Here is a 25,869-nt window from a genome sequence, read left to right as displayed (position 1 = left end):
GGGGAAATAAGCCTAGGAGCCTGATTGAAGGTGCAAGCCATAACCTAGGAATTTTATATCAGAAAACCAAGATTCGCTTGGATTACATTAATTTTGGAACGGGTCCTTGAGCATCAACGGTGGAAGTGCTTTCGAGCTCGTTCACAATTATTTTAGTAGATTCATTTAATTTTATTTTAACTCCTTTTTCCTTAACTATTGATAAATTCATCTCTTTAAAAAAACTACTGGAAGTAGAGTTATTCTTCAGCATTTTTTGAGGAGCAGAAGTAGCGAACCTTTTAAAAAACATCATCATCTCTAAAATCCTTTTTATCAAATTATGCTTTACTAGGATAAATTTTTATAAAAAATATGCAAGTGTTATTTTATTTACCAACTAAAGAGGTAATCTATTGTTTTTTTTGTGGATTTAATTCATTTTTATCAGGCAATGGATTGGTATCTAACTCTTTGGCAATTGTTCGGGTGTTTTTATTTAGGGAATTTATTTGTTTTTTATCCGAGGTCACCGTCCAGTCAATCGATTTCCCAAAATTTTTTGGAATTTTTTTAGACATTCTGGCTCTCTCCTAAGTTATAAATCTACTTATATATTAGCAAAATATTAAAAGTTGATCAGTGTAAGCTAAGTAATTTTATATTTGCGCTTTGTAGTTGGCATGAATACCCCAATTTTTTTAATATGTATTACTAATCATAGTGGTAATTTTTTGCCATTATACTTAGTTATAAGATATAACTGAAATACATCATTATGATGTTCTCAAAGGATAACTCTATTTGAACAATATACAGAACTAAAAGGAAGCGACATGTTTTCAAAAATAGATCAGATAAGAGAAAAAAATAAGAAAAAAGTGATAAAAGCAATATTTGAACTCGAAGATATAACTTACGAGACCGTTTCAATGTCTTTACCTACGAAGCTTGCAGAGGGCTCATTAGAATTAGATCATAGTGTTTACATGCCTCTTGATTGCAGTACAGTGAAAGCGAATGGTGTAGGGCGGTATCTTATTTACGATCATGCCGATGAAAAAAATCCTTTTTCTATCTGGGCATTTGCCTTTGCGGAACGACAACAAACCACAATTCATGACCATAAATATAAAGGTACTGTAACCGTTCTTGAAGGGCCAATATCTGAGAAATACTATCGACCCACAAGTGAATCTACCGCGTGTTTAGAGAATCGCATTGACCGTTTTCGGTTCCATTGCAATCGTGACGATTTAAGTGGAATTTATGTACATCAGCTTAAGCGAAGAAAAGGTTTGGGGAAAGGGATTAGTGTGACATTACATATCTACAACATGCCAGCTTATTTAGTGAATTTAGAAGGGGATAAAGTAGATCGAAGAAATTTAAAAACAATTTATTCTAAAGATAAAACAATTGATAAAGAGAATATTCCGGCTTATACAGAAGCATACCCTCAGTTAAAATTTGACTAAATAAAAACATCTAAAGTCAATTCCAGAAAAAATAAGCTTATGAGCCAAGATATATAACTTGGCTCATAAGTATTTTTATAAATTTAGAAATAGAAGTAAGGCTTTTTGTACGTGCATCCTATTTTCACTTTGATTAAAAATTATTGAAGCAGGACTGTCTGGCAATGTCTCGGATACTTCTTTTCCTCGCTCCATGGGCATACAATGCATAAACACTGCTTCGGGTTTGGCATAAGACATTAAAGATTCCGTTACCTGAAATCCTTGAAAGGCTTGAGCATTTTCTTGCTCCTCAAAGCCCATACTGGTCCATACATCCGTATAAACTGCATCGGCATTTTTAACCGCTTCTTCCGGCTTAGAAAAAACATGAATCATTCCTGTGGTGCTACTTTGTGCTTGTTTGACAATTGAATCATTCGGTTGGTGATCTTGAGGACAGCAGTAATTAATGGTTATTCCTAATTGAGGAGCAAGGAGCATCAAACTGTGGAGAATATTATTTCCATCACCAATATAAGTTACTGTTAGTCCATCAAGAGAGTCGAATTGCTCCCATAGGCTTAGTAAGTCTGCAAGAATCTGGCAGGGGTGATGCAATGCCGAAAGACCGTTAATTACCGGTACTTTGGCGTAAGCAGCCATTTCCTGTAATACTTCGTCAGCATGGGTTCTTACCATAATAAAATCGGCATAACCGTTTAGGACTCTTGCCATATCGGCCGGTGTTTCTTGTTTTCTGGTATTACCTACGCTTTCAATGGCGATTCCCCCCATACTTTGAATCGCCATTGCAAAACTTAAGCGAGTTCGAAAAGAAGGCTTTTCAAAAATCATTGCAAGACTTTTACTCGCTAAAGCCTGATGGTATAAGGAAGGGGAGTGTTTAAGCGCTTTAGCGTTCTCCAAAATTTGCAACAATTCTGATGTACTTAATTCAGTTCCTGTCAGTAGATGCTTTGGTTTCTTTGAGAAAGAGGAATTGTTTAAGTCTTCTGATTGGGATGGAGGACAATTTGACTCCAGAGCAAATCGTGCTTGTTGTAAATTAATAACAAAGGTATTCGTTGTTACTTCACTGATAGATTGAGAAGGATTTTCTGCAATCGCATTGTGATTTTCTGGGATAGTAAGGGACATATTAGCCTCCATCAATTCATTTATAATGAGTCCTTTAACCACATATTTTCCAATTTTTGAATTTCTCCATTTTCTTTAAGCTTTTGTAATGCTTGGTTAATTTTTATCGTTAAAGGAGAACCCTTTTTGACTACCAATGCATATCCATGATCCGCTTTGGCAATTACAGAATGAGAAAGATCTGTATGTTTTTTACAGTAGATCTTACCCTGAGATCCATCCATTAAAACGACATCAACTAGCCCTGCACTTAATGCTTCAATAGCTTGATTGTTATTATCAAGAACAGTAATTTCGGCCTGAGGAAAATTTTCTCGCACCCAGATCTCCATAATACTGCCCAGTTGCACCGCTATTTTCTTATCTTTGAGTTGGTTTGGGATCCTAACCGGTTGATTGGAATGATAGACAGCGGCCATGCCTTCAAAATAGTACGGGTCAGAGAAATCAAAATTGATTTTTCTAGGTTCAGTAATTGAGATTGTAGCTATGGCAATATCATCTTGACCCGAGCTTATAGCAGGAAGAACTGTGCTGAATTGCATATTGTCAAAAACAGCGTTTTTGCCAAGTTCCTTAGCGATTAGTTTTGCTAAATCAATATCGAATCCTTTTATATCCCCATGATCGCTATATTCAAATGGTGGATACTCTGCAGCGGTGGCAAAATGGAGTGAGTTTGGGTTTTCTTTTTTATCGCATGCATATATGAGAAGGGTTGTTGCTAGTAATGCAAGCTTCAATAATTGTCTCATTTGAATTTCAATCCGATATTTATCCATTTAATGAATATATAGATCATTTATTTTAATGTCAATATAGAATGAATATAATTCCAATATGTAGAATGCGTATTCAATGTAGAGAGCTTGGATATGCAAACTGTGTTTTTAGGAAGTTTTACTTAACTATTGAGCAAAATCTAATTGCCTCCATGCTTCGTATAAAACGACCGCAACTGAATTTGAAAGATTTAAACTGCGATTATTTTCACGCATTGGAATAGAAAGAGAGGTATAGGCTTGTAGAATCTCTTTAGGTAAGCCATTGGATTCGGGGCCGAATAAAAACATGTCTTCAGAAGTATATTGAACTTTCGAGTAACACTTCTGTGCCCGAGCACTGAAAGCATAAATCGTTTTTTGATGGTTGTTGAATAAATGCTTCCCAATTCTCATATTGAGCTATGGAAGTCCATTCGTGATAGTCGAGCCCCGCTCGCCTTAATGCTTTTTCTTGTAAAGAAAAACCAAGAGGATGTATTAAATGTAATTTTGCTCCTGTATTGGCGCATAGTCGAATGATGTTTCCTGTGTTTGGAGGAATTTCTGGTTGATATAAAGCAATATGAAACATAAATTTTATAATAAAAAAGGTTATATAATTCCGTTGTATGAACGATTCATCTTCACTACTTAGAATGTGAACAGTATGAATGGCTTATACAAATAATTAAAATACAATTGTTATGTAGTATTTTATCTTATTTATAATGTCAAGGAAGCAAAGTCATCCTGCAATTTTGGATGATTTTGTGAATCGACTTTTTTAACATCTTTAAAAAATGAAATCATACTTCTATCTTGCCGTACGATGAGTGCAGTACTTGAAGTTCTAATTTCAGTTTGAGATTCTGCTTCAGTTCCATAGGCAATATCTAATTCTTCATCTGGAAAAGTAATTGTTTGAGTTCCTTGCATCAAACTATGCTCTGTACTCTCAGAATCTAAAATTTCTACAACACTTACAGAACTTGCATCAGAGACTGTCTCTTTAAATGTGGGTAACGATCGCGCTTTCGAGTTTAACGAATCGGTAGCATTTGGGGAGCTTGGCTGCACCAAGGTGTCGCTAACCTTTAGGGTATGCTTATGCTCATGGGCATAACCCGCTTTAAGAATTGTGTTGTGGTAGAAGTACGCGAGTTTTTTGGTCTCATAGTAAAACCCATCTAATGAAACTAAACTCGGTATATACACTTCTGCTGAGTAATAGTTAATAGTGGTGTCTTTGTAATGCTCACCTAAACCTTGACCAAAATAAACGGCTAATTGTTTATTGGTATTATGATGATCACAAATATATAAATTTATTGCTGATACACTCTGAGCTAGTTTCGATGTAAGACCACTTTGTTTTAATCGCCAGGCCATTGCATGGATCGATAGCTGATAAGGTTCTTGCGAAAGATATTGATAATAGGCTTGATTAATATTTATGACATGCTCAGGATCCCCTGTTCCATCAGCAAGAATATAAATTTTTGCGTTGCCTCCCAAATTTTCCTGATTAAAATGAAACTGTGCTTGATCATAATATTCGTAATCTTCTTCTTTTTCATCAGGATCTTGATACATTACGATACTAGGAATTTTATCACTTTTGTCCTCTGAAGTTCTTAAGTTATATCTCCAGTCTAGGGCTCTTATATAGAGAGAAAAATTATTTTCACTGGCAGTAAATGGAATAAACAACACAATTTTTTGTTTCGGCAGGTTTGAGTCAATTTTTTTTAACATGAGTGAGCAGAACTAATAAATTTAGTAAATTATATAATTCTCAAATTAAGGGATTATTAAGTAGATTAAATTATTAATTCTACGGAATACCGGTTATAAGGAATTAAGTTTGTAATTATTTATATCTAGGGAATAAAACATCTCAACATGAGGTAGGGTAGATAAAAACTGGATACTCCACAATGCAATGGTTCCATCATAACCTAAAAACCGCCCATCAGCGAGTATGAGTGGCTTATTATTGACCATAATGAGGAAGTTATCAGTAAACCATTTAAAAATCCTAAAATCGTTTAATAAAGAAGGGGAGCCTTTGACATATTCGGGAAATTTTGGCGATGAGAAAAAAGGATAATTTTTAATCAGTGGGATCCTTGATTCTTTAAAAATTGGGGTTTCAACATTCATGATAAATAGGCGATTTGAAGTTAAGGCAATTCCTCTCCATGAAGTTGAACTTAAAAATTGAGGGAACACACGTACCTTCTGAGAATTTATCTGCAGCCTAACAAGTTCCTCCTGAATGGCTGCCATTGCTCGATAATGTTGAAACCCATTGAATAGCATAAATAGGCTAACTAATATTAAAGCAAGAATCACCGGTTTTCTTTTTTTAAAAACAATAGTGCAAATCACTCCTAAACATAAAGGTATTGTAACGAAGGGATCCACAATAGAAACTATATCCCAACTTACTCTGGTTTCGGAAAACGGCCAAAATAAGACGGTCCCGTAATTGGTACATGCGTCGAGCACCCCATGGGTCGCATAACCTATTAGTGCTGCTAAAAAAGTGAATTGCCAATTGGTTCGGAAGCGCTTAAAAATTAATAGCCCTAAAGTAACAATCAAAGCGCCTATCGGAATAAAGAGCAAAGAGTGGGTGAAGTGCCGGTGATAGAGAAAAAAAAGCATGGGGTTGCCTGATTCCTGAATTAATACGTCTAAATCAGGTGCCATTGCTGCTAATCCACCAACAAGCCAAGCATTCTGTTTGTCTTTCTTATATAAAATTGCCTGAGAACAGGCGGCTCCCAAGACCGCATGCGTGACTGGATCCATGTTTTATCCCTGTAATATTCTATTAATTTTTAATCCATTTTATGTTGGATGAACAAGAGCTACATAATTATATAATAATCCTAAAAATAAAAAGAGCTAGCTCTGTCATTCTTTGAAGACCAAAGCTATCCCTCCTAAGAAACAAGGCGAAATTGATCCATATTGGATCAATTTCGCCTTTTTTGACTTATGCTTTAAATTTCGAATACTCGCAACTCAGTGGAAGAGTGGAGGCTGTGGGGAACATATTGGTTCTTGAGAAAAGTCATATTCAGCCATAAGAGTTTCTTTAATTTCCAGGGGCGTAGGTCTATTCTCCGGACGTGACGATACCATGGGTAAAAGATGATCAGTGATGATGTCTCTTTCTTCTTCTTCATCAAGAAAGATTAGATCGTTATCAAAGCGGCCTTTCATATTTAAACGGCATATTTCTTTTAACCCCCAGCTGCGTCGAGGTGTGATTCGATGCCCTCCAAAAAGTTCCCCAAGAATATGGCCTAAAGCAAATACATCACTGGCTGTGCTGGTGCCATCCCCTACAAACCGTTCAGGGGCCATATACAAAGGAGTACCTCTTATGTCGGGACCTGCATCATTTTTATGAATTTTCTTAGAAAATGCAAAATCAATAAAAGTTACGATTGGTTTTTTGGGGTCAGAAATATCAAGCATTATATTTTTAAGCGAAATATCATTATGCACCAATCCCTTATTTTCTACTTGCTCTATGTAAGCATTAAGAATGGCGATAGAGATTTTTTTACGTGTTGCGATATCAAGTTCTATCTTAGGGCTACCATATAAAATATCATGTAACGTGGTACCTGATGCTTTTTTGATGAACATGTAAGCACCAAGCTTGCCCGATCCGTCTATAAAAAAAACGGGCTCCCTGGCATTTAAATGTCCTGCTTGCTTCGTTCGTTTATATTCTTGTTTAATGCTCTCACGCCATTGTCCTTCCTCTTTATCTTGTTTAAAGAACATGAGTTTTCTAACTCTTTCCTTATGAGGTTTTGTATGAGCAGGTATAAACTCCACTTCCTCGTTAAGAAAAATTAATTTTCCTTCAATGTGGTCCACTGCAGCATATCTTCCGCTGCCTGCGCGACTATTTTTCATCACTTCAAAACACTCACTGATGCCATCTTTCCCTGAACGCCAATTCAGCTCATGTGTTAATTTAAAATGAATTTGTTTATATATATAAAGGTTATCCACTAAAAATACTTCTGGTTGATCATCCTCCTCTAAAAATTCTTTTAGGAATATGCTCTGTTCTTTAGTTAACGCAGTTGGATTAATGAGTATAATTGGTTCCTGCACATCGTTCGTTTTTTCGTCTGTGTTAGATAGTCTAGTCATGGGAATACTTAAATATTAAAATGAATGATATTATACATTTCAATTATTAATTAAGCATTACGTAATTTAATTGAGCAGATAAAATCGATTTAAAGAGAGGAAAACATTCCAGCTCAGATGAGATTTGCAATGTTTCAAATGTCCAAAAAAGACGCTATAATGTCAAATTCAAATCTCAATGAGATGTCCTATGACACTTGAAAATACTGTGGATGTGAAAATTGATCAATCAATCGTTATTGATAAAAATAGCGAATTTTTTATCGCCATCGCTAAAAAAGGTGTTCATAGTTTCATAATGTTAGGTGTCATGGTTGACGGCGAACCTAAGTTGTTAGCGAAGGTTGGTAAGGGAAATATTATTGATAAAAGCTTTGGCTCAAGCTGTGTTCAGCAATTCACTTTGTTTGGAAAAATGGTTGGAAGTCATTCAGATGCTGTATTATTGGATGAAGGTCTTGGAGCTACCAACAAATTTCCCGAAATTAGTTATCAAGCCTATGCTATCTCTTTTGATCAATATTTGGAATTTTTAGAGATCACCAGAGATATCCATCAGGAGCAATTGGATTTCTATAAAAATAGACCTAATCCCGTTGGTGAATATAAAAAAATGACCTTCCCAGAACTGGGAGTGTACAAACTCAGAGAAGGCATTCATTGTTATATTCCTGCAGAAGAAGAAACTCCGGGAAAAATCATTCTAAGATATCAAGAGATTGGGACTTTTAAACAACACAGTAGTCACGATGCCAAGCTTCGCCAAGATATAATTGATGAGTCAAAAGAAATTCATAGCTCTAATACTTGTCGTACTACAGCCCGATCTCTCCTTAATTATACCTTACATTATCCTGCCAATGTTTCTAGTTTATTTACTATCGGTTTAAATTATAATACAAGACTATGGTATGGGAATACTTTAAAGTCGAATACCTTTTATATCCTGCCCAAGCCCCCCAATTGTTTTCGCGTGCCTTCTTCGAAAAGGAAAATACTGGATGAACTATATAATAAGCTTGAAGATTTACCTAAAAAAGAACCAGGATCAGACGCAACACGCCGAAAATTTAATGAATTAAAAAAACTATATCTGGAAGTAGCAGTTGAGCCTAAGTTATCGTTGAGCCAGCTTTTACGTAAAATAATCGAGCATCGGAAAAATAATAAAGTATTATTCGAGACCCGAAGGGGGCACAATTTGCTGAGTAGTATTGTTGAAATGTTTGGGTTTAAAATGAAAACAGGAACTCAGCAAACCTATGAACGAATGGAGCAAACTTTAAATCAAGAAATCCAGCGAAAAAGAGAAATTGAGGGAGGGCTTATACAAGCCCAAGATGAGCAAGACAGGGAGAGAAATATTTGCTACCTCAGTAGTTGATTGTTAGCAAACTCAATCATGGATTTCAGTTTGGAATTGGGAGGAAAGACCAGTAGAAGGGAAAAGTTTACAAGCCCCTCTAATGAAAAAATTAAAAATTATCTCGTCAAGACTGTTTTTCACTTATTTTTTTAGATATCATAGCCAACCCACAATCTAAAGATTCTTCAATTGTTCCTTTGTGGATATCTTAACCCTCCGCTCGATATAAGTTATCTATGATAGATGTATTTCTTGAAAAATCCTGTTTGTTTCTTCAATAACTTATCCCCATTTTCTGTGGATAAGTCTGTGTATACCCACTGGAATTCATATATCTTAGACTTGAGAACTTATCACATTAATAAGCCTATGAATGTATTGTTAAGCGCCTAAATGACCAATCCATTTTTGTAAAAAAAACATTTTGTTACTATATTTATCATATTATCTCTTGAAGGGAATTTAAGGATGTCTCGGCAAAAAGAAAGACAGGAAGTTGAGATAAAAGAACAGCCATTCGACAAAAGTAATGCCTTTATGGAAAGTAGATTGCGCGATATTCTCGAGGCAATTGAGTCTGTAAGACGAGGTGATTTGTCTAAGCGATTAAAGAAAGATCAATATGATATTTTTGGGGAAATCGCTGATTCGTATAATAGTATGATGGAAGGATTAAGCAGCTTTACTTCAGAAGTTACCCGTGTTGCCCGCGAAGTAGGTACCGAGGGGAAATTAGGTGGTCAAGCACAGGTTCCTGGTGTTACCGGCACCTGGAAAGAATTAACTGATAATGTCAATGCAATGGCTGCAAATTTAACTAGCCAAGTGCGCAATATTGCACAAGTAACTACAGCTGTTGCGAGTGGGGATCTTAATCAAAAGATCACGGTTGAAGTTAAAGGCGAAGTGTTGGAATTAAAAAATACCATCAACAAAATGGTTGATAATTTGAGATCATTTTCTGGTGAAGTAACCCGGGTTGCGAAAGAGGTTGGTACTGAAGGGAAATTAGGAGGTCAGGCACAGGTTCCCGGTGTTACAGGCACCTGGAAAGAATTGACTGATAACGTCAACGCGATGGCTGCCAATTTAACGAACCAAGTACGCAATATTGCCCAGGTAGCGACAGCAGTCGCAAAAGGTGATTTGAATCAAAAGATAACGGTTGAAGTACAAGGTGAAATGCTGCAACTCAAAGAAACGCTTAATAAAATGGTGGATAGTTTGACCATCTTTGCTTCAGAAGTAACCCGGGTGGCTAAAGAAGTTGGTACGGAAGGAAAACTTGGCGGTCAAGCACAAGTACCAGGTGTTACGGGTACATGGAAAGAATTAACGGATAACGTGAATGCGATGGCAGCTAATTTAACCAGTCAAGTGCGCAATATTGCCCAAGTTGCTACCGCCGTTGCAAAAGGGGATTTGAATCAGAAAATTACCGTAGAAGTACAAGGTGAGGTATTGCAACTAAAAGAAACAATTAACAAGATGGTAGATAGCTTGACGATTTTTGCTTCAGAAGTAACCCGGGTTGCAAAAGAAGTAGGTACCGAAGGAAAATTAGGTGGGCAGGCACAAGTCCCCAATGTTACCGGCACCTGGAAAGAATTAACCGATAATGTCAATGCAATGGCTGCAAATTTGACGAGCCAAGTCCGAAATATTGCCCAAGTTACGACAGCTGTAGCGAGCGGCAATCTTAACCAGAAGATTACTGTTGAAGTAAAAGGTGAAGTATCCGAATTAAAAAATACCATTAACGACATGGTGGATAACTTAAGATCCTTTTCAGGCGAGGTAACCCGAGTCGCGAAAGAGGTCGGTACCGAAGGTAAATTAGGTGGTCAAGCACAAGTTCCTGGAGTTACCGGAACATGGAAGGAGTTAACCGATAACGTTAATGCAATGGCAGCAAATTTAACCAGCCAAGTTCGTAATATTGCCCAAGTTGCAACTGCTGTGGCGGATGGTGATCTCAATCAAAAGATTACTGTGGAGGTAAGTGGAGAAATTCTCCAGCTTAAAGAAACACTGAACAAGATGGTAGATAACTTAAATTTGTTCGCCGCTGAAGTAACCCGAGTTGCAAAAGAAGTGGGTACCGAAGGAAAATTAGGTGGGCAGGCATCAGTGCCAGAAGTAGGTGGGACTTGGAAAGAGTTAACTGCAAACGTTAATGCAATGGCCTCTAACCTTACCGATCAAGTACGTAATATTTCAAAAGTTGCTATTGCAATTAGTGCAGGTGATTTAACGCAAAAAATTACTGTAGAAGCTAAAGGAGAAGTATTACTTCTAAAAGAAACCATTAATAAAATGGTGGATGACCTCAATCGCTTAGCAAGTGAGGTATCTCGTGTGGCTCAAGTCGCGGGTAAAGAAGGCCGATTGAATGAGCGTGCAAATGTTGAGGGCGTGGGGGGCAGTTGGAAAGATATCGTAGACAAATTAAATAATCTTCTTAATTCAATTGCCACTCCCGTGCAAGAGGTTATTCGCCTCGCGGTCGCATTGTCTATGGGAGATGTATCGCAACGAGTCAGTATCGAAACCCAAGGCGATATCAGAACTTTATCCGATGCACTGAATAAATCTTTCGATGATTTAGGAGCGTTAATTCGTTTTGCTATGGATAGTTCTACCAAAGTTTCCAGCGCGTCAGTACAGTTAGCGGATATTTCCAAGCAAGTTAGTACGACGTTACAGCAAGCTGCAAGTACCACACAGCAAATAGCTGTTGGTGCGAAAGAACAGGCGAAAAAACTAGAATCGAGTACGCGAATCGTTACGGAACTGTCTAAATCAATTCAACAAGGGGCTACCAATTCACGTAGTGCAGCAGAAGTGACCCAAGAAGCTGCAAAACTTGCAAGCAGAGGAACTGATGCAGGAAAACAGGCGGCTACCAGGCTGAAGTCTATTGATGATATTGTGAAATCAAATACCGATACGGTAAAAGATCTGGATAAACGCGCTAAAGAAATTGGAGTAATCGTCGGCACGACAAAAGGTATTGCCGACCAAACGAACCTTCTCGCATTAAATGCGGCAATAGAAGCTGCACGTGCGGGGGAAGCTGGTCGAGGGTTTGCGGTTGTGGCCGATGAAATTAGGAAACTTGCGGAAGGGACTAAAAAAGCAGCGGTCCAGATTGAAGGCATGGTTAATACCATTCTTGAATCAACGACACAAGTAGTAGAAGGAATGACCACGGGTACACAAAAAGTAACTGAATCAATCGATATCGTCAATGAAGCATTAAGGATTCTTAGTCAAATTAGTTCAGGGACTCAAGAGATCACAGTCAAAGCGCAAGAAATTTCTACTGCTACATCAGAGCAAGCGAAGGCAGCTTTAGCTGTTGCCAAAACCACAGAAGAAATATCGGCCACTTCAGAACAAGCAGCAGTTGGTGCAGAGCAGATGTCTTCTTCAATTCAACAGCAAACAGCCAGCATGCAACAAATGTCTGTGTCTGCTTCGAATCTATCGGTCTTATCTGATGAGTTAAGAACAGCATTGAAGCGATTTAAAGTGGCATATATGGCCTCTGAGACACACGTGCTTAGGAGTGAATAATGCCGAATAAATCACACCTAACCCTGAAAACGAAAGAACAACAATTGGTGCAACTTATTGTATTTCGCACTGGGAATGAAGAATTTTGTATCCCAATCAATGACGCACAAGAAATTATTAAGGTTGTACCGATCACACCTATTCCAGATTCTCCTTATTTTATGCGAGGGTTGATCAATGTACGTGGGGATATTGTAGCAATTATTGATATTAAGAAACTATTTTCTCTACCCAGTATCGATATCGATAATCCGAAGCATATTATTATCACAAAGCAAAGAAGTGGAATTTTTGGTCTCATTGTTGATGAAGTAGTAGAAGTTTTGCGCGTAAATGGAACAGATATAAATCAAAATCCATCCAGTATTGTAAATATTCATGAAAAATACGTGGGTGGAGTTGTTATCTATGAAAATCGTTTAATCATTTTATTAGATTTATCAAGCATCCTAACTCAAGAGGAACTTATAAAATTATCAGTCATAGAACGTAATTAAAGAATGATTTCCGGAAACACCGGTCATCAGTTGTGGTTGCAACATCGAGTCGCTCACAAAGAGCGTCTTCTATTTAAGAGTTTGCAACAACTAATCGGTAACTGGAATATGAGAAAACTAAGGAAAGATAGGGTAGATCTCAGTTTAGGAGAACATAATGGGGAAGATGGTCATGATTGTAGATGATTCCAAATTTATGCGGATAATTTTAAAAGATATTTTAAAGAGTAATTTTGCAGATCTCGATATCATAGAGGCTGATGGAGAAAAAGCCGCTCTACTTCATCTTAAAAAAAAATCACCCGACCTCGTGTTATTGGACATAGTCATGAACACAAGTGAAATAGAAGGAATTAAACTCTTAGAAAACATTCATGATAAATATCCCCATCTCAATGTATTAATGATTACATCGATTGGTCACGCATCGATTAAAGAACAGTGTAAAGCCTTAGGAGCGAAAGGATATATTCAAAAACCGTTTGAGATTGAACAAATCAAAAATGAACTTAAGAGCTATTTATAACTCGTTATAGGTGTTGTAAATGAATGAAGACATAAATAAATATATGGAAGCTTTTCTTAGTGAGGCAAATAATCATATTAAAAATATGAACTTAGCTCTTATTAATTGGGAAAAACATCCAGGTAACAAGAAAAATCTTCAAGATATTTTTCGCAATGCCCATACATTCAAAAGTATTTCTGCCACTATGGGATTTCAACAAATAGCAAATTTAAATCATGCAATTGAAGATTTATTAGATGCGATTCGCACTAAAAAAATTACACTGAAAAAGTGTATAAATCTTTTATTTAATTGCTTTGATTTTCTAAAAGAAAACATAAAAAAAATTGCTAAAGGGCAGCCCGAATTTGATACAGCCTCACTGATTGAAAAAATAAATTTGATATTAACGAATAATGAGAAACAAGGAGCGGATCTCTCATCGCTTGAATTATTTAGCGGCATGGAATCAATCACAAGCGTCGAAGTGAATGTGGACCGTCTCGATAAATTGCTCAATCTAACCAAAGAATTACTTATTAACAAAATGAGGTTGGAAAGTTTAAGCGAAACCCTTCAATCCTCTGAATTAACTGCAACCCTTGGTAGTCTGAATCAAACACTAAATGAGTTACAGTATTATGTAATGCAAATACGTCTAGTCCCTATAGGATTTGTTTTCGATCGTTTTTCCCGTATGGTCAGAGATCTCGCCGAACAACAAAAAAAGCAAGTAGAATTTTACACTGAAGGCAGAGAAATTGAGGTTGATCGTTCCTTAATCGACGCAATAAGCGAGTCACTTGCCCACTTAATCAAAAATGCGATTGATCATGGCTTGGAAACCAGCGAAATCAGGAAGACCCGAAGAAAATCTGTAGAAGGAAGCATCAAATTAAGAGCTAAACGCCAGAAAGAATCAGTAGTTATTGAAGTAAGTGATGATGGTGCTGGACTCGATCTCGAAGCGATTAAAACTATTGCTGTACGTCACAATTTATTATCCACAACCGCAGCAAAAGCAGAAGTAACCAAGGCCATCTTTTCTGGGATTTCTACTGCAGAAAAAGTTACAGATATTTCAGGAAGAGGGTTAGGCTTATCTATTGTTAAACAAACAATCGAATCCATTAATGGATCGATTGAAGTCGAGACCGAAAAGGGAAAGGGGACTCAATTTATAATAAAAATTCCTTTAACCTTAACCGTTATTCTTGTTTTATTAATACGTCAAGGTAATCAGATTTATGCATTACCCTTAAATAGTATAGAACGCTTAATAACGATACCATATCAGGACATAGCATCTCTCTTGCACCAAGAGTCTTTTGTATATGATGAAATGAATGTCCCTCTCTTACGCTTGTCCGTTATTTTTAAAGAAAAAGTAACATTAGAAGAGAGCCGGCAATTTATAGTCGTCTTAAGAAAAGAAGAAGAATTATTAGGTGTAATTGTAGATAGCTTGCTGACAACAGAAGAAATTATTACCCAGCCCATAAATCCAACTATTCGAGGTAGTAAATTATTTTCTGGCACAGCATTATTGGGATCGGGTGAAACCATTTTAATTATCGATGTCGATGAGCTTTTTCTATGCTTAAAATCTAAACAGGAGGGATGAACTATTATGAAGATAGGGAAACGATTTAACGAATTAATGAGCTTTGCAGCATCAGAAGCAACCTTTGCACTTTCAGGATTGTTAGACCAGCAGATAAAACTAGCGCATGTCGATGTGACCGTTAAAGTAAGTGAGGTACAAAATAGTATAAAAGATAATATAAAAGAAGAGTTAGCTAAAATTAACCCTAACACCGGGGGCGCGATAATTATGACGACCCCCTTAATCGGCACTTTAGAGGGGATTGCTTCATTTATCTTACCCGTTACATCCGCTTTTAGATTATGTGATGTTCTTTTACATAGAAAGCTTGGATCAACAACTCAACTCGGAAGTATTGAAGAGTCTGCATTGCTGGAGTCGGGAAATATAATTGTCAGCTGTTTTTTAAATGCATTAGGTTATATATCAGTTCTTGATAATATTTTGCATAAAAAAATGACACTTAGGATCAGTACTAATAATGAAGCTCCTAATTTAAGCTATCTAGCTTCTCGTGGTGAATATTTAGTACGTACTAGCTTTTATATGAAACATAGTGTTCAAGATGAGGAGCAACGTATGGATATTGATGGAATTTGTGTTTTTTTCTTTGAAAGTGCGAAAGTTACAGCCCTATTAAATATGCCTCATAATCCTGAAAAAAGCTGTTGAAATTACAAAGAATTTAATCGCCTTTCTTTGTTCGATCTATTACATCTCCTAAACATTCATACGTTATAAATATTAAAAGGTTCAATTAACGCAAAAACTCATGTCGTAGATAAATCATTCCACCAAAACGGATGTTATGCATTACTTCATCTTTGAGGTTTTTTTGGGAGATAGCTGCCTAATTCTCTATATAATTAAAACTTTAGTTCCTGGATTAGCTTTTACCCAATGAGCGACATACTCGATATGGTTATTTTTGCCAACTGCAATGCATCCACGCGTTGACCAAGGTAAGTTACTTAACCAACTAAAACGACTGGAGGACTGGGTAGGTCCATGGATACCAACATCTCTTCCTGAATATCCTGCAGCTAATTGCTTTGGAGTTGGATAGAGAATTGGAATAAATACTTTAAATTGATTTGATTTTCTTGGATGAGCTAACCCATATAAACCTATCGGAGTTTTATTATCACCCGCACGTTTTTTCCCTACACCTTTATTTCCGATGGCAATTTTAAATGTCTTAATTACAGTGCCTTGTTTACATATATTTAAAATTCGTTTTTTAGTATGTACATTGATTCCGTTTGCTAAGGGACAGGGCGCAGAACTCGACCACAAAGCCATAGGAAAAAAAATGGAAACCATTAGAAATACTGCTTTTATTTTCATATAACTAGACTAATATTATTTAAACTGGCCAATTATTATCCCATATTATGGTTTTTTTTCATAGTGGTTGGTGGCTTAAATCGTTGGGTATCATCTTATGAGAAACCTATTTAAATATAATTCCGGGAATTATTAATCTTTTTGCAACTTAAGCTCGTTCATTCGAATCAATCGCGTTTACACGTTTCAGGAAAAATAGAATTCCATGCACACTAAATCCGAGGATATTTTTAATTGATTATTTTTTGTTCAGTTAAATTGCCTGTGCTATGATTATTAAATGGGCTTAGTGTATTTTATGGAGTCATTGTGGCGGTCATGAAAAGAGCAATGTTCTTTGTTGGGGCATGCAACCGTGCTTTTTTATCACTTGTAGCAAGTTATCTTCGATTGAGTCCTCGTTCTTACAGCGAAAGATTGAAATCTTTACGTGTATTTCCCTTGTTTGGCGATCTTGTTACAGACAACAACTATTTACATCTTTTGTAAGGAGATCACTATGAGAAGGCGTTTCTTAGAGGTGGATAAATTAACGGGTGTAGGCATTGCTTTTCGCCGAGCAGTTATAAGTCATGCTACCCAATCGGGTACTTTATTTTCATCCACAGATTATCCTTATAAGTCCACTGAAAGACAGAATATAGGGCATTCCGAATTATTAAACAGTTTACCGGTAGCCGAAGATATTTATTTTCGGGGTACACCAGGTACAGAGGAAATAAATGAGATTATGCGCTCAGGTGAAATGGGAACAGGAAAATATTCCAGAAGAGAACCAAGTTTAGAAATACCGGAGTTTATTGAGGAGAATAATAGTTGTTATCTTCTCTCTGCATCTCCTTGCCCTCACACAGTACAAGACTATGCTGAAGGCTTATCGGTACTACCTACCAAAGGGTATATTATTGTGATGGGCTTGCCTAAAGTCTCTATTCGCCCTCAGCTAGTACTTCATCTCGATAGGGAGCTATATGAGGAATACGCAAGGTTGAAAAATGAAAAGGAGGAACCGGGAATCCGTCATGTATATAATTCAATTGTGACCACAGCACAGAGAAACAATGAAGTGACTATCGTATTAGGAACTGATAAACAAGATAATTGGAGGCCAATAATTGGTACCGATATCATGAAAATTGTTGAAATTACCGCTCCTGGTAAGTTTCTAGGAAAGTTTATGGCTGCTAAAAAAGTTCACAGTCGAACCATCGATAATGAGGAATTTGTAAAACGCCCATGGGCTCTAGAGATTGCAACCACCAGGAGTTCAGATCTTCCTGAGTTTAAATCCGCTTATGAGCGCATGAATAGACGAGCCGATGAATTAGGTTTGATAACTTCTTCTGATAGAAGACTGATGACTATTGATGATGTAAAGGGGGTTATGAGAGCCGGTATACTGGAAGAATTTTCACGAGATTACACTGCGGATAGAACGCTTGTATTTAGAGATGTTCCACGGGAAATTGCAATCGGCAATGCTGAAGCACTAACTGAGTTCATGATTTCTGAGCTTAAGTCTGAACTTACCTTGCAAGAAATAGTTCGTGCTGAAAGCCCCTCACATTTTTGACGAAGCGCCAGTGTAGGAACTGTCTTGGAATTTTTCTAAGACAGTAGGAATGGAAATTCATAAAATGTGTCATCGCCTCTGAGTAGTATATTAGTAATACCTGCTATACTTAGTATGAGAGACATATACGCACAATATATTCTTACCGATTCCTTTTTTTAATAGTGAGCCTCCATGACTCATATGTTGTTAATGAGTTTTGATGATAGTAATTTTTTGAATCTAAATTGTACCCTTAATCGATTTATGGAGTATGCGTTCGGTTTAATTAATAAGACTAATATCCATTTTTGTTACATTGGCACCGCCGGTAACGATAAATGGATCGAACGAGTTTTTTTTACTCGATTTGTTCGTGCAAAATTTGGAAAAAATATCACCACTTCCGAATTATCCTTGACAAAATCACGGCGCACAGAAAAACAACTGGAAGACTACATTACTCAACAAGATATACTTTTTATTGGCGGTGGTGATACCGAAAAAATGTTGGAAATATGGAACAAATCGGGATTTAGCTTTATCTTAGATAAATTGAAATCTGAAAATCGATTGCCCCTTTTAGCCGGTGTAAGTGCGGGTGGAATGTATCCTTTTCATTCGGGATTGAGTGATTCTACACCAGGACAATATACAGCAATGTCTTGCTTAGGTTGGTTTAAAGAAAGTTTCTGTCCTCATGCTAATTCGAAAAGAAAATCGCTTTGTGCGTACAGCGATAATCAATATTTAGAGCGCATGGATGCGTACATAATCGCAGTAAGACAAGGATTATTACCATCCGGCTTTGCTGTGACGGATAATTGCATGCTCCATTTCGAAAATTTTAATTTAGTAGGTGTTATCTCCTCATTGAAAGAAAATAAATGCTACTATGTGACTGATCAACAGGTTACTGATTTAGATACAGTGTGCACCGTGAATGCGAATGATCCAACCATCCGTCTCGAATGTTGGAGTACCTTATTCAGGTATATAAATTATTTCAAACTATGCACAGCAAAATTACAACTGAGCAATGGCTGATCACTTTATCGGAAGGAGTACTCATTAAAAGCTCATAATAATGATGAGCCCATTATTTCTAATAAATTGGAACCAATAACTCTGCGAAATTCTGGTCTTAAATTACCCGATATGATGAGATAGGATTTACCCTGTTCATCTCGATCAAACCAAATATTTAATACGTTTTTTTCAACTATTTTATCATCATGATACGCTTTAATTGGCATTTGACTAAACCCAAACAGCTTTGTTTCAGAGTTATTATTAAGGAAATGATTCAGGATGTTCACATTAACAAAAAAACTATTATTTTTCCGTGCCAAAAACACTCGCCCAAACATTACTAAAATTTCATAATTTAACTTATATTTATGAAAAATGCCTGTATATATTTTCGCGAAAAGTTTTATAAAAAAATTGCCAACTTTTTTATTTTTCCAGTTTTTTTGCATCAGAAAGGCAATTTTTATTATAGTGGGACATGATTGGTAATAATAATTTTCTATTCGTGAATTTTGGACTTGCTTTGCTAATTCGAGTAGAGTGACTGAGTGATTTAAGTCGATTTTAATAACATCATTTCGCACAAAAAGTCCTATCGCATGATCATAAGCCTCATGATCACGAATCGATTTTACAAAATTAATAATCGCTATTTTGTTTTTCTCATCGAGATAGGGTGCCAAAACATAACCCGTGGCTGCGATTAAAGTATCTCCAATACCAATTCGGTTTTTTTTGCAAAAGCTCTGTAGCCCCTGCAAGATATTATGGGGTATTTCAAAATAGGTAGTACACGATGAAGTTATGCTGTTTAAAATTTCATTCTGTGGAAAAGCCAGTGAGGGAATATCGGCTAAATAATGATCCCAGAAATCCATATATTTTAGTAAGTTTTTACTAAGCTCTCTTTGTTCTTGTTGAATGTAATCGTAAAAAACTAATTCAGTTCTTTTCTCGACAAACTCTGATTCGTTTTTATAGTCAACATATGCATTAGAAACCTCATTCATTAGGATTTCTGCGGATATTTCATCTGAGATAAAATGAGATATAGCTATTTGAATTTCACAAGAATTAGTTCCTAATCGAAATAATTTAAACAGAATCATAGGTAATTTTCTGTTCCATTTTCGATGTTCTAATTCAACTAGTGATTCATGTAGTTCGTGTTCTTGTTCTTCCAATTTTAAATCTCTAATATCCTGTTCAATTACTTCAAATTGAAGAATATTCTTTTGTGGACGTTGTAATGGCGAATATCTTGGGATTGTAGAGCATAGAACTGGATGATTTTTACACAGCAATTCAAAAATAATATCTAATTTCTTTTTATCCAAATTACCCGAGATTCGTTTTCTAATTACGATATTGGATAGATTCGATCTAGGGTAAAACAGTTTCATTAACCAGAATAAAAATTGCAATTCATTTAAGGGCATTTCCTTTAAAGATGGGAGGCGATCCTTTCCATTTTCATCTTCCAAAATATCGTCTGCTGCATCAATTACACCAGCGAGACGAGCAATTGTTTCGGAATGATATAAATCCTGTAAGTAAATTTTTTTATGGGCGACTTTCCTAATCTTTGTAATGAGCCTAGCCGCTGATAATGAATTGCCTCCTAAATCAAAAAAATTATCGTGGATGCTAATATCCTTTAAGTTTAAAGATTCTAACCAGATTTTTTTGAGTATGGTTTCAGTTTCGTTTCGTGGGGGTATAACTTGCTGAGGCTCCTTAGCTTCTGGTTTAGGTAATTTACTTTTATCTAATTTTCCACTCGCAGATAAGGGGAGCTCTTCCATAACCACAAAATGTGTTGGAACCATATAATTAGGTAATAGGTTTTTAAGATAATCACGCAAATCATACGTGTCTAATTTTCTAGGGTCTTTGGGAATACAATAGGCAACTAATTGTTTTTCTTCTAGTTCCCCGTGCTCGGCTCTTGCTAAAATAACAACATTTTGAATGCCAGGATAAGATGCCAAACACTTCTCAATTTCACCAATTTCAACTCGAAATCCTCTAATTTTAATTTGATCATCTATCCTTTCGACAAATTCAATATTACCGTCGTGTAAATAACAACATAAATCTCCGGTCTTGTACAACCTACCCGTGCCAAAAGGATTTTTAACAAATTTTTTCTCAGTTAATTGTTGTTTATTCAAGTAACCTTTAGCAATACCATCCCCCCCGATATATAGCTCTCCCAACGCCTCAACGGATACTGGTTGCATATTTTTATCTAATATATACAACTTGGTATTTAAAGCGGGTTTTCCAATTGGAATTCGATGCTTATACTGATCTATATTATGTTCATCAATGAGAATCCATGATGAGGCAACAGTGGCTTCAGTGGGACCATATTCACAAAATAGTTTATGAGTTGGAAATTTTTTTAACCAGTCATGGATATCTTTTGCTAACAAAGTCTCTCCACCAAAGACAATGTATTTTAAATCCAGCCTTTTTTCCTCGTTCAATACAATGCTGTTTAATTGTCTGAAACGACTTGGTGTGATTTTGATGATAGACACATGTGCATCTTGCAAATGCTTTAAATATAAATAGGGATCTCTTTTATCTGTTTCAGGACAAATGGCAATTTTAAGACCTTTTAACAAGGGGAATAACGTACATGCCACTGCAAAATCGAAAGAGATAGAAGATGAAAAATCAATGATGTCGTCCGATGAAACTGAAATAGCTTTACCAAACCAATGCACAAAATGATGAACATTACGATGAGTTATCATTACGCCTTTTGGGGTACCAGTTGATCCGGAAGTGTAGATTACATAAGCCAAATCTGTTGATTTATTTATGTGGGTTGGATTGTTGGTAGGGTACATGGCTCTCTTTGATTGGATTGCTTCCCAACAAATTACTTGAGATTTGGCCATATCATCAAATTGATCCGCTAGTTTTGAATGAGTAATTATAATTTTTGTATTTGAATCAGATAATATAGTTTTTTGGCGAAGAACAGGGTTATTAGGATCCAATGGAATATATGCTCCCCCCGATTTCAAAATTCCCAGGATGCCGATTAATAATTCAAAACCCGGATCCATGCATAGGGCGACTAAAGTATTTTGTTTAACTCCAATGTCTCTTAAATAATGAGCCAATTGATTGGCTTGATTGTTGAGATCTTCATAATTAAGGGTATTTGATTTATAGATTAACGCCACTTGCTTTACTACCTGCTCGATTTGTGTCTCGAACAATGCGGGGATGATTTTGTCATAAGTATATTTAGAGCGGGTTTGATTCCATTCTTTTAAGATTTTATGTTGCTCCTCTAAGCTCATATCCGTTGATGGTGAGGTCATACTTAAGCCTATAGTAATAAACTAATAAATTTATATAAAATTTTAGCACCTAAAAGCTACCTACTAGGGAAAACATTTATTAAAAAGTGGACACCTCGCTTTGGAAAACCCTTAATTATGTTAACTTAAAACAATCCGACCATGTTAAAAGAATTTTACTTTTGGGGTTAACATTAGGAGGCGAGTACTATGATTTTAGCACCATTAATCATGTTTGCTACGCTGGTTGAATCATTTATAATAAAATATTTATCACTCGGTACCCATCGATGACTGTCTATTTTTTGTTTGGTAAAACTGGCTCTGGAAAAAGTTATATAGGAAAAATGCTCGAAAAGCTCGACATCATTCATATCGATGGCGATAAACACATTACTCCCAGGATGCTGGACTGTCTCATTGAAGATGAACAAATGACTCCTGAGATGATTGATGAATACGTCTCTGTTTTAATTGAGGTCATCAAGACCCAAAAAGAAAAAGATCCGGCACGGAGTTTCGTTATCTCCCAAGCAATGTACCTCGACAAATATCGACTTAAATTATTACATGCTATACCTGAGCTTAAATTTGTAATGATTGATGTCGAACCAAAGGTTCGTGAACATTTCATCACCCAACGATTTCAAAATAAAGAAAGTAAAGTAAGCCCGAGGTATGCAAAAGAAATGGATAAGTTTTTTGAGACTCCTTCCCATGACATCATACGATTTGAGAATAATCTACAAACAGAAGACTTTTTTATGGAACAAATTCATGAAAAAATGCCAGCTCTTTTTAACTTAGAAAACGAAGTAACCCCTATGGATACTACGTCATATTGTCTAAACCCAGTGCTATAAGAATATTTGGACCATAAATATTTAACCCAACACACTAGGCGATAGAATTTCAAGTATTTAAGTTATATCTTTAGTTTTGGATATTGAGAAAAAACTGAATAAAACGATTGCTAAGCCCAGTTTTCATTTGCGGTAAAGGCGATGGTTAGCCAACGTTGTGGCGTGTCTTCCCCTATTGCCAAGGCGATTTCATTTCGAATTTCATCCAAGGTTTCAATATTAGAAATTGGATAATCTTTGGGTACTATTATATGTATCTCAATAAATTGTGCCCTTCCTATTTTCGCAACATAGCTGGTATAAGTTTTGAAATTACGTTGTCTGATAAGTTCGTCTAAAAATTCTCTTATTTTTTCGTCAAGATCCAAAGGCGCCATCCGAAAGATGTCCCGTGTGGCATCACGGACTGTAGCCATAGGCACAAAAATCAAACACGCCGTAAGAATCGCTAAAATAAGGGGGTCAATATAGGGGGTAAAATGTCGGTAGTCACCACCCTGCAACAAAGTTGCCAGACCAAATGCCAATAGGAGAGAGGAAGAAATTAATGCAGACATTAACCAACTTTGAATGTCTAATCGCAAGAATTCCGATTTAATTTTGCGGTTTTTTTTAATCAAATAAAAATACATGCCGGTTGATAAAAAAAATACCAAAAGAGCAAACACAAATGCACAATCAAAATCCAGCTCATGCCCACCCGACATTAAACTACCAATCGCATTTATCATCGCATAAGCACAAAGAAGTATAAGAATACTACCATTCAAAACAAGAACCATCGGTTCAATATGCCAGTATCCATATTGGAACCGCCGATTCCCCTTACTTGTTAAAAGACGAGCTACAAAAAAGGCGAGGGTTGATATAACGGTATCCACCATATTGAACATACCATCAAAGACGATGGCTAATGAGCCCGACAATAGCCCAAATAGAATTCCTGCCACGGATAAGAGAAAGGTAGCAGCTATTGAAATTTTAAGAGCTCTTCGTTCATGAAGTCCCTCTTGCTTTTTCATTTGAGTGATATCCTGATATTAATAATTGCTTTATTTACTGTATATTATTGCTTCAAGCTACTAATAAATCCATAGGCTGATGTGAGTGAATTGTTTCCTAGTAGCTGATTCTTTTCCCAATTGCTGCAGTCAAAACGTCGCAGGGTTAAGAAAAATCAGCTTATTTTACGCACATTCACTTTGCGTCCTTTTAATTTTCCACTTTGTAAATATTGGTACGCTTGATCTGCTTGGCTGTGGTGGATTGCAACATAGGAGTACATGGCGGTGATATTAATTTTGCCAATAGTGTTGCCTGGTAATCCTGCATCTTTGGTTAAAGCCCCCAATATGTCACCGGGGCGAATTTTATCTTTTTTACCGGAAGCAAGACAAAGTGTAACCATTTCTGGCGCTAAGTGAGTAGGAGGATGATTTTCTAATTCATTAATGTTTCCCCAATGAATTGGGTGTGGGTAGTTGTTTTCAATGGTGCAAACTCGTTGGGCATCTGCGGGTGTTGTAATATTTAAGGCAATACCTTTACTTCCGGCTCGTCCGGTTCGACCAATGCGATGGATATGGACATCGTGATCAAAAGCAAGATCAAAATTTATTACTGCAGCAAGTTCTTTGATATCAAGTCCACGTGCTGCAACATCAGTGGCGACAAGGATAGAGCAACTTTGGTTAGCAAAACGCAAGACAGCGAGATCCCGATCAGCTTGCTCCATGTCTCCATTTAATGCAATGGCACTAAAGCCTTCGTGGATAAGCTGGTCTGTTACTTCCATTGTTTGTTGCTTGGTATTACAGAAGATTAAAGAGGATTGGGGGCGATAATGCAACAACAATGATTTTAATAAGGGATACTTCTGAGCCTGTTTTGGGACTTCATAAAAATATTGTTCGATATCCATTTCTTCAGGAGGAGTTACTACATGAACCTCTTGCGGGTCCTTCATAAATTGTTTTGAAAGTTGTTTGATTTCTTCAGGATAAGTCGCAGAAAAAAGTAGAGTTTGTCGTTGTTCGGGACACACCGAAATGATGTTTTTAATGTCATCAAAAAAGCCCATATCCAGCATTCGGTCTGCCTCATCTAAAACTAAAGTTTGCACCTTAGATAAGTCTAAAGAGCCCATTCTTAAATGCTTAAGGACTCTCCCGGGAGTTCCTACAATGATATGAGCTCCATGTCGTAAAGAATCCAGCTGAGGCTTCATGGGTATACCACCAGATAAATTGATAATTTTGACATTAGGCATCAGACAGGCTAAACGTCGAATAGCTTGGCTTACTTGTTCGGCTAGTTCACGGGTAGGGCACAGAACTAAGCCTTGTACTGCAAAAAAAGAAATTTTTAAATTATTTAATAAAGACAAAGCAAAGGCCGCGGTCTTTCCACTCCCTGTTTTTGCTTGAGCAATAATATCTTCATTTCTAAGAATTATGGGGAGACTTTGCATTTGAATTGCGGTCATATATTCATAATTTGAAGAAGCAAGGCTTTGTATTAATTCTTCTCGAAGAGGGAGTTGAGCGAATGATGGGTTTTGGTCGGTGTGTTCTATTTGAATCATGAAGCTGTTCTCTCTTTTACTTAATTGCTATATGTATTGTTATTTGTTACGGTAATTGTTCCAATT

The 25,869-nt window shown here is 36.5% G+C and carries 22 protein-coding genes and 1 pseudogene; 11 read left to right on the top strand and 12 right to left on the bottom strand.

Annotated features, from left to right (window positions below; translation table 11 throughout):
- Nucleotides 1-82: 82 nt before the first annotated feature.
- Together ACWTE2_RS03665 and ACWTE2_RS03660 are read right to left on the bottom strand one after the other, a co-directional pair.
- On the bottom strand, nucleotides 83-298 hold the full coding sequence (locus ACWTE2_RS03665) for a hypothetical protein (RefSeq protein ID WP_454784185.1): 216 nt from the start codon (nucleotides 296-298) through the stop codon (nucleotides 83-85).
- Between the two features lie 94 nt (nucleotides 299-392).
- Nucleotides 393-560 (bottom strand): hypothetical protein, encoded by a 168-nt coding sequence (locus tag ACWTE2_RS03660; RefSeq protein WP_454784184.1) that lies wholly within the window; start codon nucleotides 558-560, stop codon nucleotides 393-395.
- Between the two features lie 255 nt (nucleotides 561-815).
- Between ACWTE2_RS03660 and ACWTE2_RS03655 the strand changes: the two genes are divergently transcribed.
- Nucleotides 816-1,457 (top strand): cupin domain-containing protein, encoded by a 642-nt coding sequence (locus ACWTE2_RS03655; protein WP_454784183.1) that lies wholly within the window; start codon nucleotides 816-818, stop codon nucleotides 1,455-1,457.
- 75 nt (nucleotides 1,458-1,532) lie between these two features.
- On the opposite strand, the gene argF is transcribed toward ACWTE2_RS03655, so the two are convergent.
- The 6 genes and pseudogenes from argF to ACWTE2_RS03625 form a co-directional block, all read right to left on the bottom strand.
- The gene (gene argF / locus ACWTE2_RS03650) at nucleotides 1,533-2,597 is read right to left on the bottom strand and encodes an ornithine carbamoyltransferase (RefSeq protein ID WP_454784182.1); all 1,065 of its coding nucleotides are present in this window, start codon (nucleotides 2,595-2,597) and stop codon (nucleotides 1,533-1,535) included.
- Nucleotides 2,598-2,617: 20 nt separating this feature from the next.
- Nucleotides 2,618-3,352 (bottom strand): ABC transporter substrate-binding protein, encoded by a 735-nt coding sequence (locus tag ACWTE2_RS03645; RefSeq protein ID WP_454784181.1) that lies wholly within the window; start codon nucleotides 3,350-3,352, stop codon nucleotides 2,618-2,620.
- 153 nt (nucleotides 3,353-3,505) lie between these two features.
- Nucleotides 3,506-3,953: pseudogene (gene trmL, locus ACWTE2_RS03640) on the bottom strand (tRNA (uridine(34)/cytosine(34)/5-carboxymethylaminomethyluridine(34)-2'-O)-methyltransferase TrmL).
- 131 nt (nucleotides 3,954-4,084) lie between these two features.
- Nucleotides 4,085-5,116, bottom strand: coding sequence for a hypothetical protein (locus ACWTE2_RS03635; protein WP_454784180.1), 1,032 nt, complete (start codon nucleotides 5,114-5,116; stop codon nucleotides 4,085-4,087).
- A gap of 93 nt (nucleotides 5,117-5,209) precedes the next feature.
- The gene (locus ACWTE2_RS03630) at nucleotides 5,210-6,178 is read right to left on the bottom strand and encodes a metal-dependent hydrolase (RefSeq protein WP_454784179.1); all 969 of its coding nucleotides are present in this window, start codon (nucleotides 6,176-6,178) and stop codon (nucleotides 5,210-5,212) included.
- Between the two features lie 216 nt (nucleotides 6,179-6,394).
- On the bottom strand, nucleotides 6,395-7,546 hold the full coding sequence (locus ACWTE2_RS03625; protein ID WP_454784178.1) for a protein kinase domain-containing protein: 1,152 nt from the start codon (nucleotides 7,544-7,546) through the stop codon (nucleotides 6,395-6,397).
- Nucleotides 7,547-7,760: 214 nt separating this feature from the next.
- On the opposite strand from ACWTE2_RS03625, the gene ACWTE2_RS03620 reads away from it, so the two are divergent.
- From ACWTE2_RS03620 to ACWTE2_RS03595, 6 genes are all read left to right on the top strand, one after another.
- Nucleotides 7,761-8,930, top strand: a complete 1,170-nt coding sequence (locus ACWTE2_RS03620; protein WP_454784177.1) for a hypothetical protein — start codon at nucleotides 7,761-7,763, stop codon at nucleotides 8,928-8,930.
- Between the two features lie 450 nt (nucleotides 8,931-9,380).
- Nucleotides 9,381-12,491 carry a HAMP domain-containing protein gene (locus tag ACWTE2_RS03615; protein ID WP_454784176.1) on the top strand — a complete coding sequence of 1,037 codons (3,111 nt, stop codon included), beginning with the start codon at nucleotides 9,381-9,383 and terminating at the stop codon, nucleotides 12,489-12,491.
- Nucleotides 12,491-12,988 carry a chemotaxis protein CheW gene (locus ACWTE2_RS03610; protein WP_454784175.1) on the top strand — a complete coding sequence of 166 codons (498 nt, stop codon included), beginning with the start codon at nucleotides 12,491-12,493 and terminating at the stop codon, nucleotides 12,986-12,988. The genes ACWTE2_RS03615 and ACWTE2_RS03610 overlap by 1 nt, the downstream gene beginning before the upstream one ends.
- Nucleotides 12,989-13,145: 157 nt before the next feature.
- Nucleotides 13,146-13,514 carry a response regulator gene (locus tag ACWTE2_RS03605; RefSeq protein WP_454784174.1) on the top strand — a complete coding sequence of 123 codons (369 nt, stop codon included), beginning with the start codon at nucleotides 13,146-13,148 and terminating at the stop codon, nucleotides 13,512-13,514.
- Between the two features lie 19 nt (nucleotides 13,515-13,533).
- Entirely contained in the window at nucleotides 13,534-15,120 is a 1,587-nt protein-coding gene (locus ACWTE2_RS03600) for a chemotaxis protein CheA (RefSeq protein WP_454784173.1), read from the top strand.
- Between the two features lie 6 nt (nucleotides 15,121-15,126).
- The gene (locus ACWTE2_RS03595) at nucleotides 15,127-15,774 is read left to right on the top strand and encodes a hypothetical protein (protein WP_454784172.1); all 648 of its coding nucleotides are present in this window, start codon (nucleotides 15,127-15,129) and stop codon (nucleotides 15,772-15,774) included.
- A 186-nt stretch (nucleotides 15,775-15,960) separates the two neighbouring features.
- On the opposite strand, the gene ACWTE2_RS03590 is transcribed toward ACWTE2_RS03595, so the two are convergent.
- Nucleotides 15,961-16,449, bottom strand: coding sequence for a L,D-transpeptidase family protein (locus tag ACWTE2_RS03590; RefSeq protein ID WP_454784171.1), 489 nt, complete (start codon nucleotides 16,447-16,449; stop codon nucleotides 15,961-15,963).
- A 309-nt stretch (nucleotides 16,450-16,758) separates the two neighbouring features.
- On the opposite strand from ACWTE2_RS03590, the gene ACWTE2_RS03585 reads away from it, so the two are divergent.
- From ACWTE2_RS03585 to ACWTE2_RS03575, 3 genes are all read left to right on the top strand, one after another.
- On the top strand, nucleotides 16,759-16,938 hold the full coding sequence (locus tag ACWTE2_RS03585) for a hypothetical protein (RefSeq protein WP_454784170.1): 180 nt from the start codon (nucleotides 16,759-16,761) through the stop codon (nucleotides 16,936-16,938).
- A gap of 10 nt (nucleotides 16,939-16,948) precedes the next feature.
- Nucleotides 16,949-18,022, top strand: coding sequence for a hypothetical protein (locus ACWTE2_RS03580; RefSeq protein ID WP_454784169.1), 1,074 nt, complete (start codon nucleotides 16,949-16,951; stop codon nucleotides 18,020-18,022).
- A 174-nt stretch (nucleotides 18,023-18,196) separates the two neighbouring features.
- Nucleotides 18,197-19,048: a Type 1 glutamine amidotransferase-like domain-containing protein gene (locus tag ACWTE2_RS03575; RefSeq protein WP_454784168.1), complete on the top strand. Its 852-nt coding sequence runs from the start codon at nucleotides 18,197-18,199 to the stop codon at nucleotides 19,046-19,048.
- Between the two features lie 32 nt (nucleotides 19,049-19,080).
- Here ACWTE2_RS03575 and ACWTE2_RS03570 read toward each other — a convergent pair whose 3' ends face one another.
- Nucleotides 19,081-22,377, bottom strand: a complete 3,297-nt coding sequence (locus ACWTE2_RS03570; RefSeq protein ID WP_454784167.1) for an amino acid adenylation domain-containing protein — start codon at nucleotides 22,375-22,377, stop codon at nucleotides 19,081-19,083.
- Between the two features lie 269 nt (nucleotides 22,378-22,646).
- Here ACWTE2_RS03570 and ACWTE2_RS03565 point away from each other — a divergent pair, with 269 nt between their 5' ends.
- The gene (locus ACWTE2_RS03565; protein WP_454784166.1) at nucleotides 22,647-23,219 is read left to right on the top strand and encodes a hypothetical protein; all 573 of its coding nucleotides are present in this window, start codon (nucleotides 22,647-22,649) and stop codon (nucleotides 23,217-23,219) included.
- A 110-nt stretch (nucleotides 23,220-23,329) separates the two neighbouring features.
- Here ACWTE2_RS03565 and ACWTE2_RS03560 read toward each other — a convergent pair whose 3' ends face one another.
- Both ACWTE2_RS03560 and dbpA read right to left on the bottom strand, forming a co-directional pair.
- Nucleotides 23,330-24,241, bottom strand: coding sequence for a cation diffusion facilitator family transporter (locus ACWTE2_RS03560; RefSeq protein ID WP_454784165.1), 912 nt, complete (start codon nucleotides 24,239-24,241; stop codon nucleotides 23,330-23,332).
- Between the two features lie 155 nt (nucleotides 24,242-24,396).
- Nucleotides 24,397-25,803 (bottom strand): ATP-dependent RNA helicase DbpA, encoded by a 1,407-nt coding sequence (dbpA, locus tag ACWTE2_RS03555; protein ID WP_454784164.1) that lies wholly within the window; start codon nucleotides 25,801-25,803, stop codon nucleotides 24,397-24,399.
- Nucleotides 25,804-25,869: the final 66 nt, after the last annotated feature.

This window comes from Legionella nigrisilvae (assembly GCF_977063395.2).
This window is presented reverse-complemented; position numbering and strand designations above follow the sequence as displayed.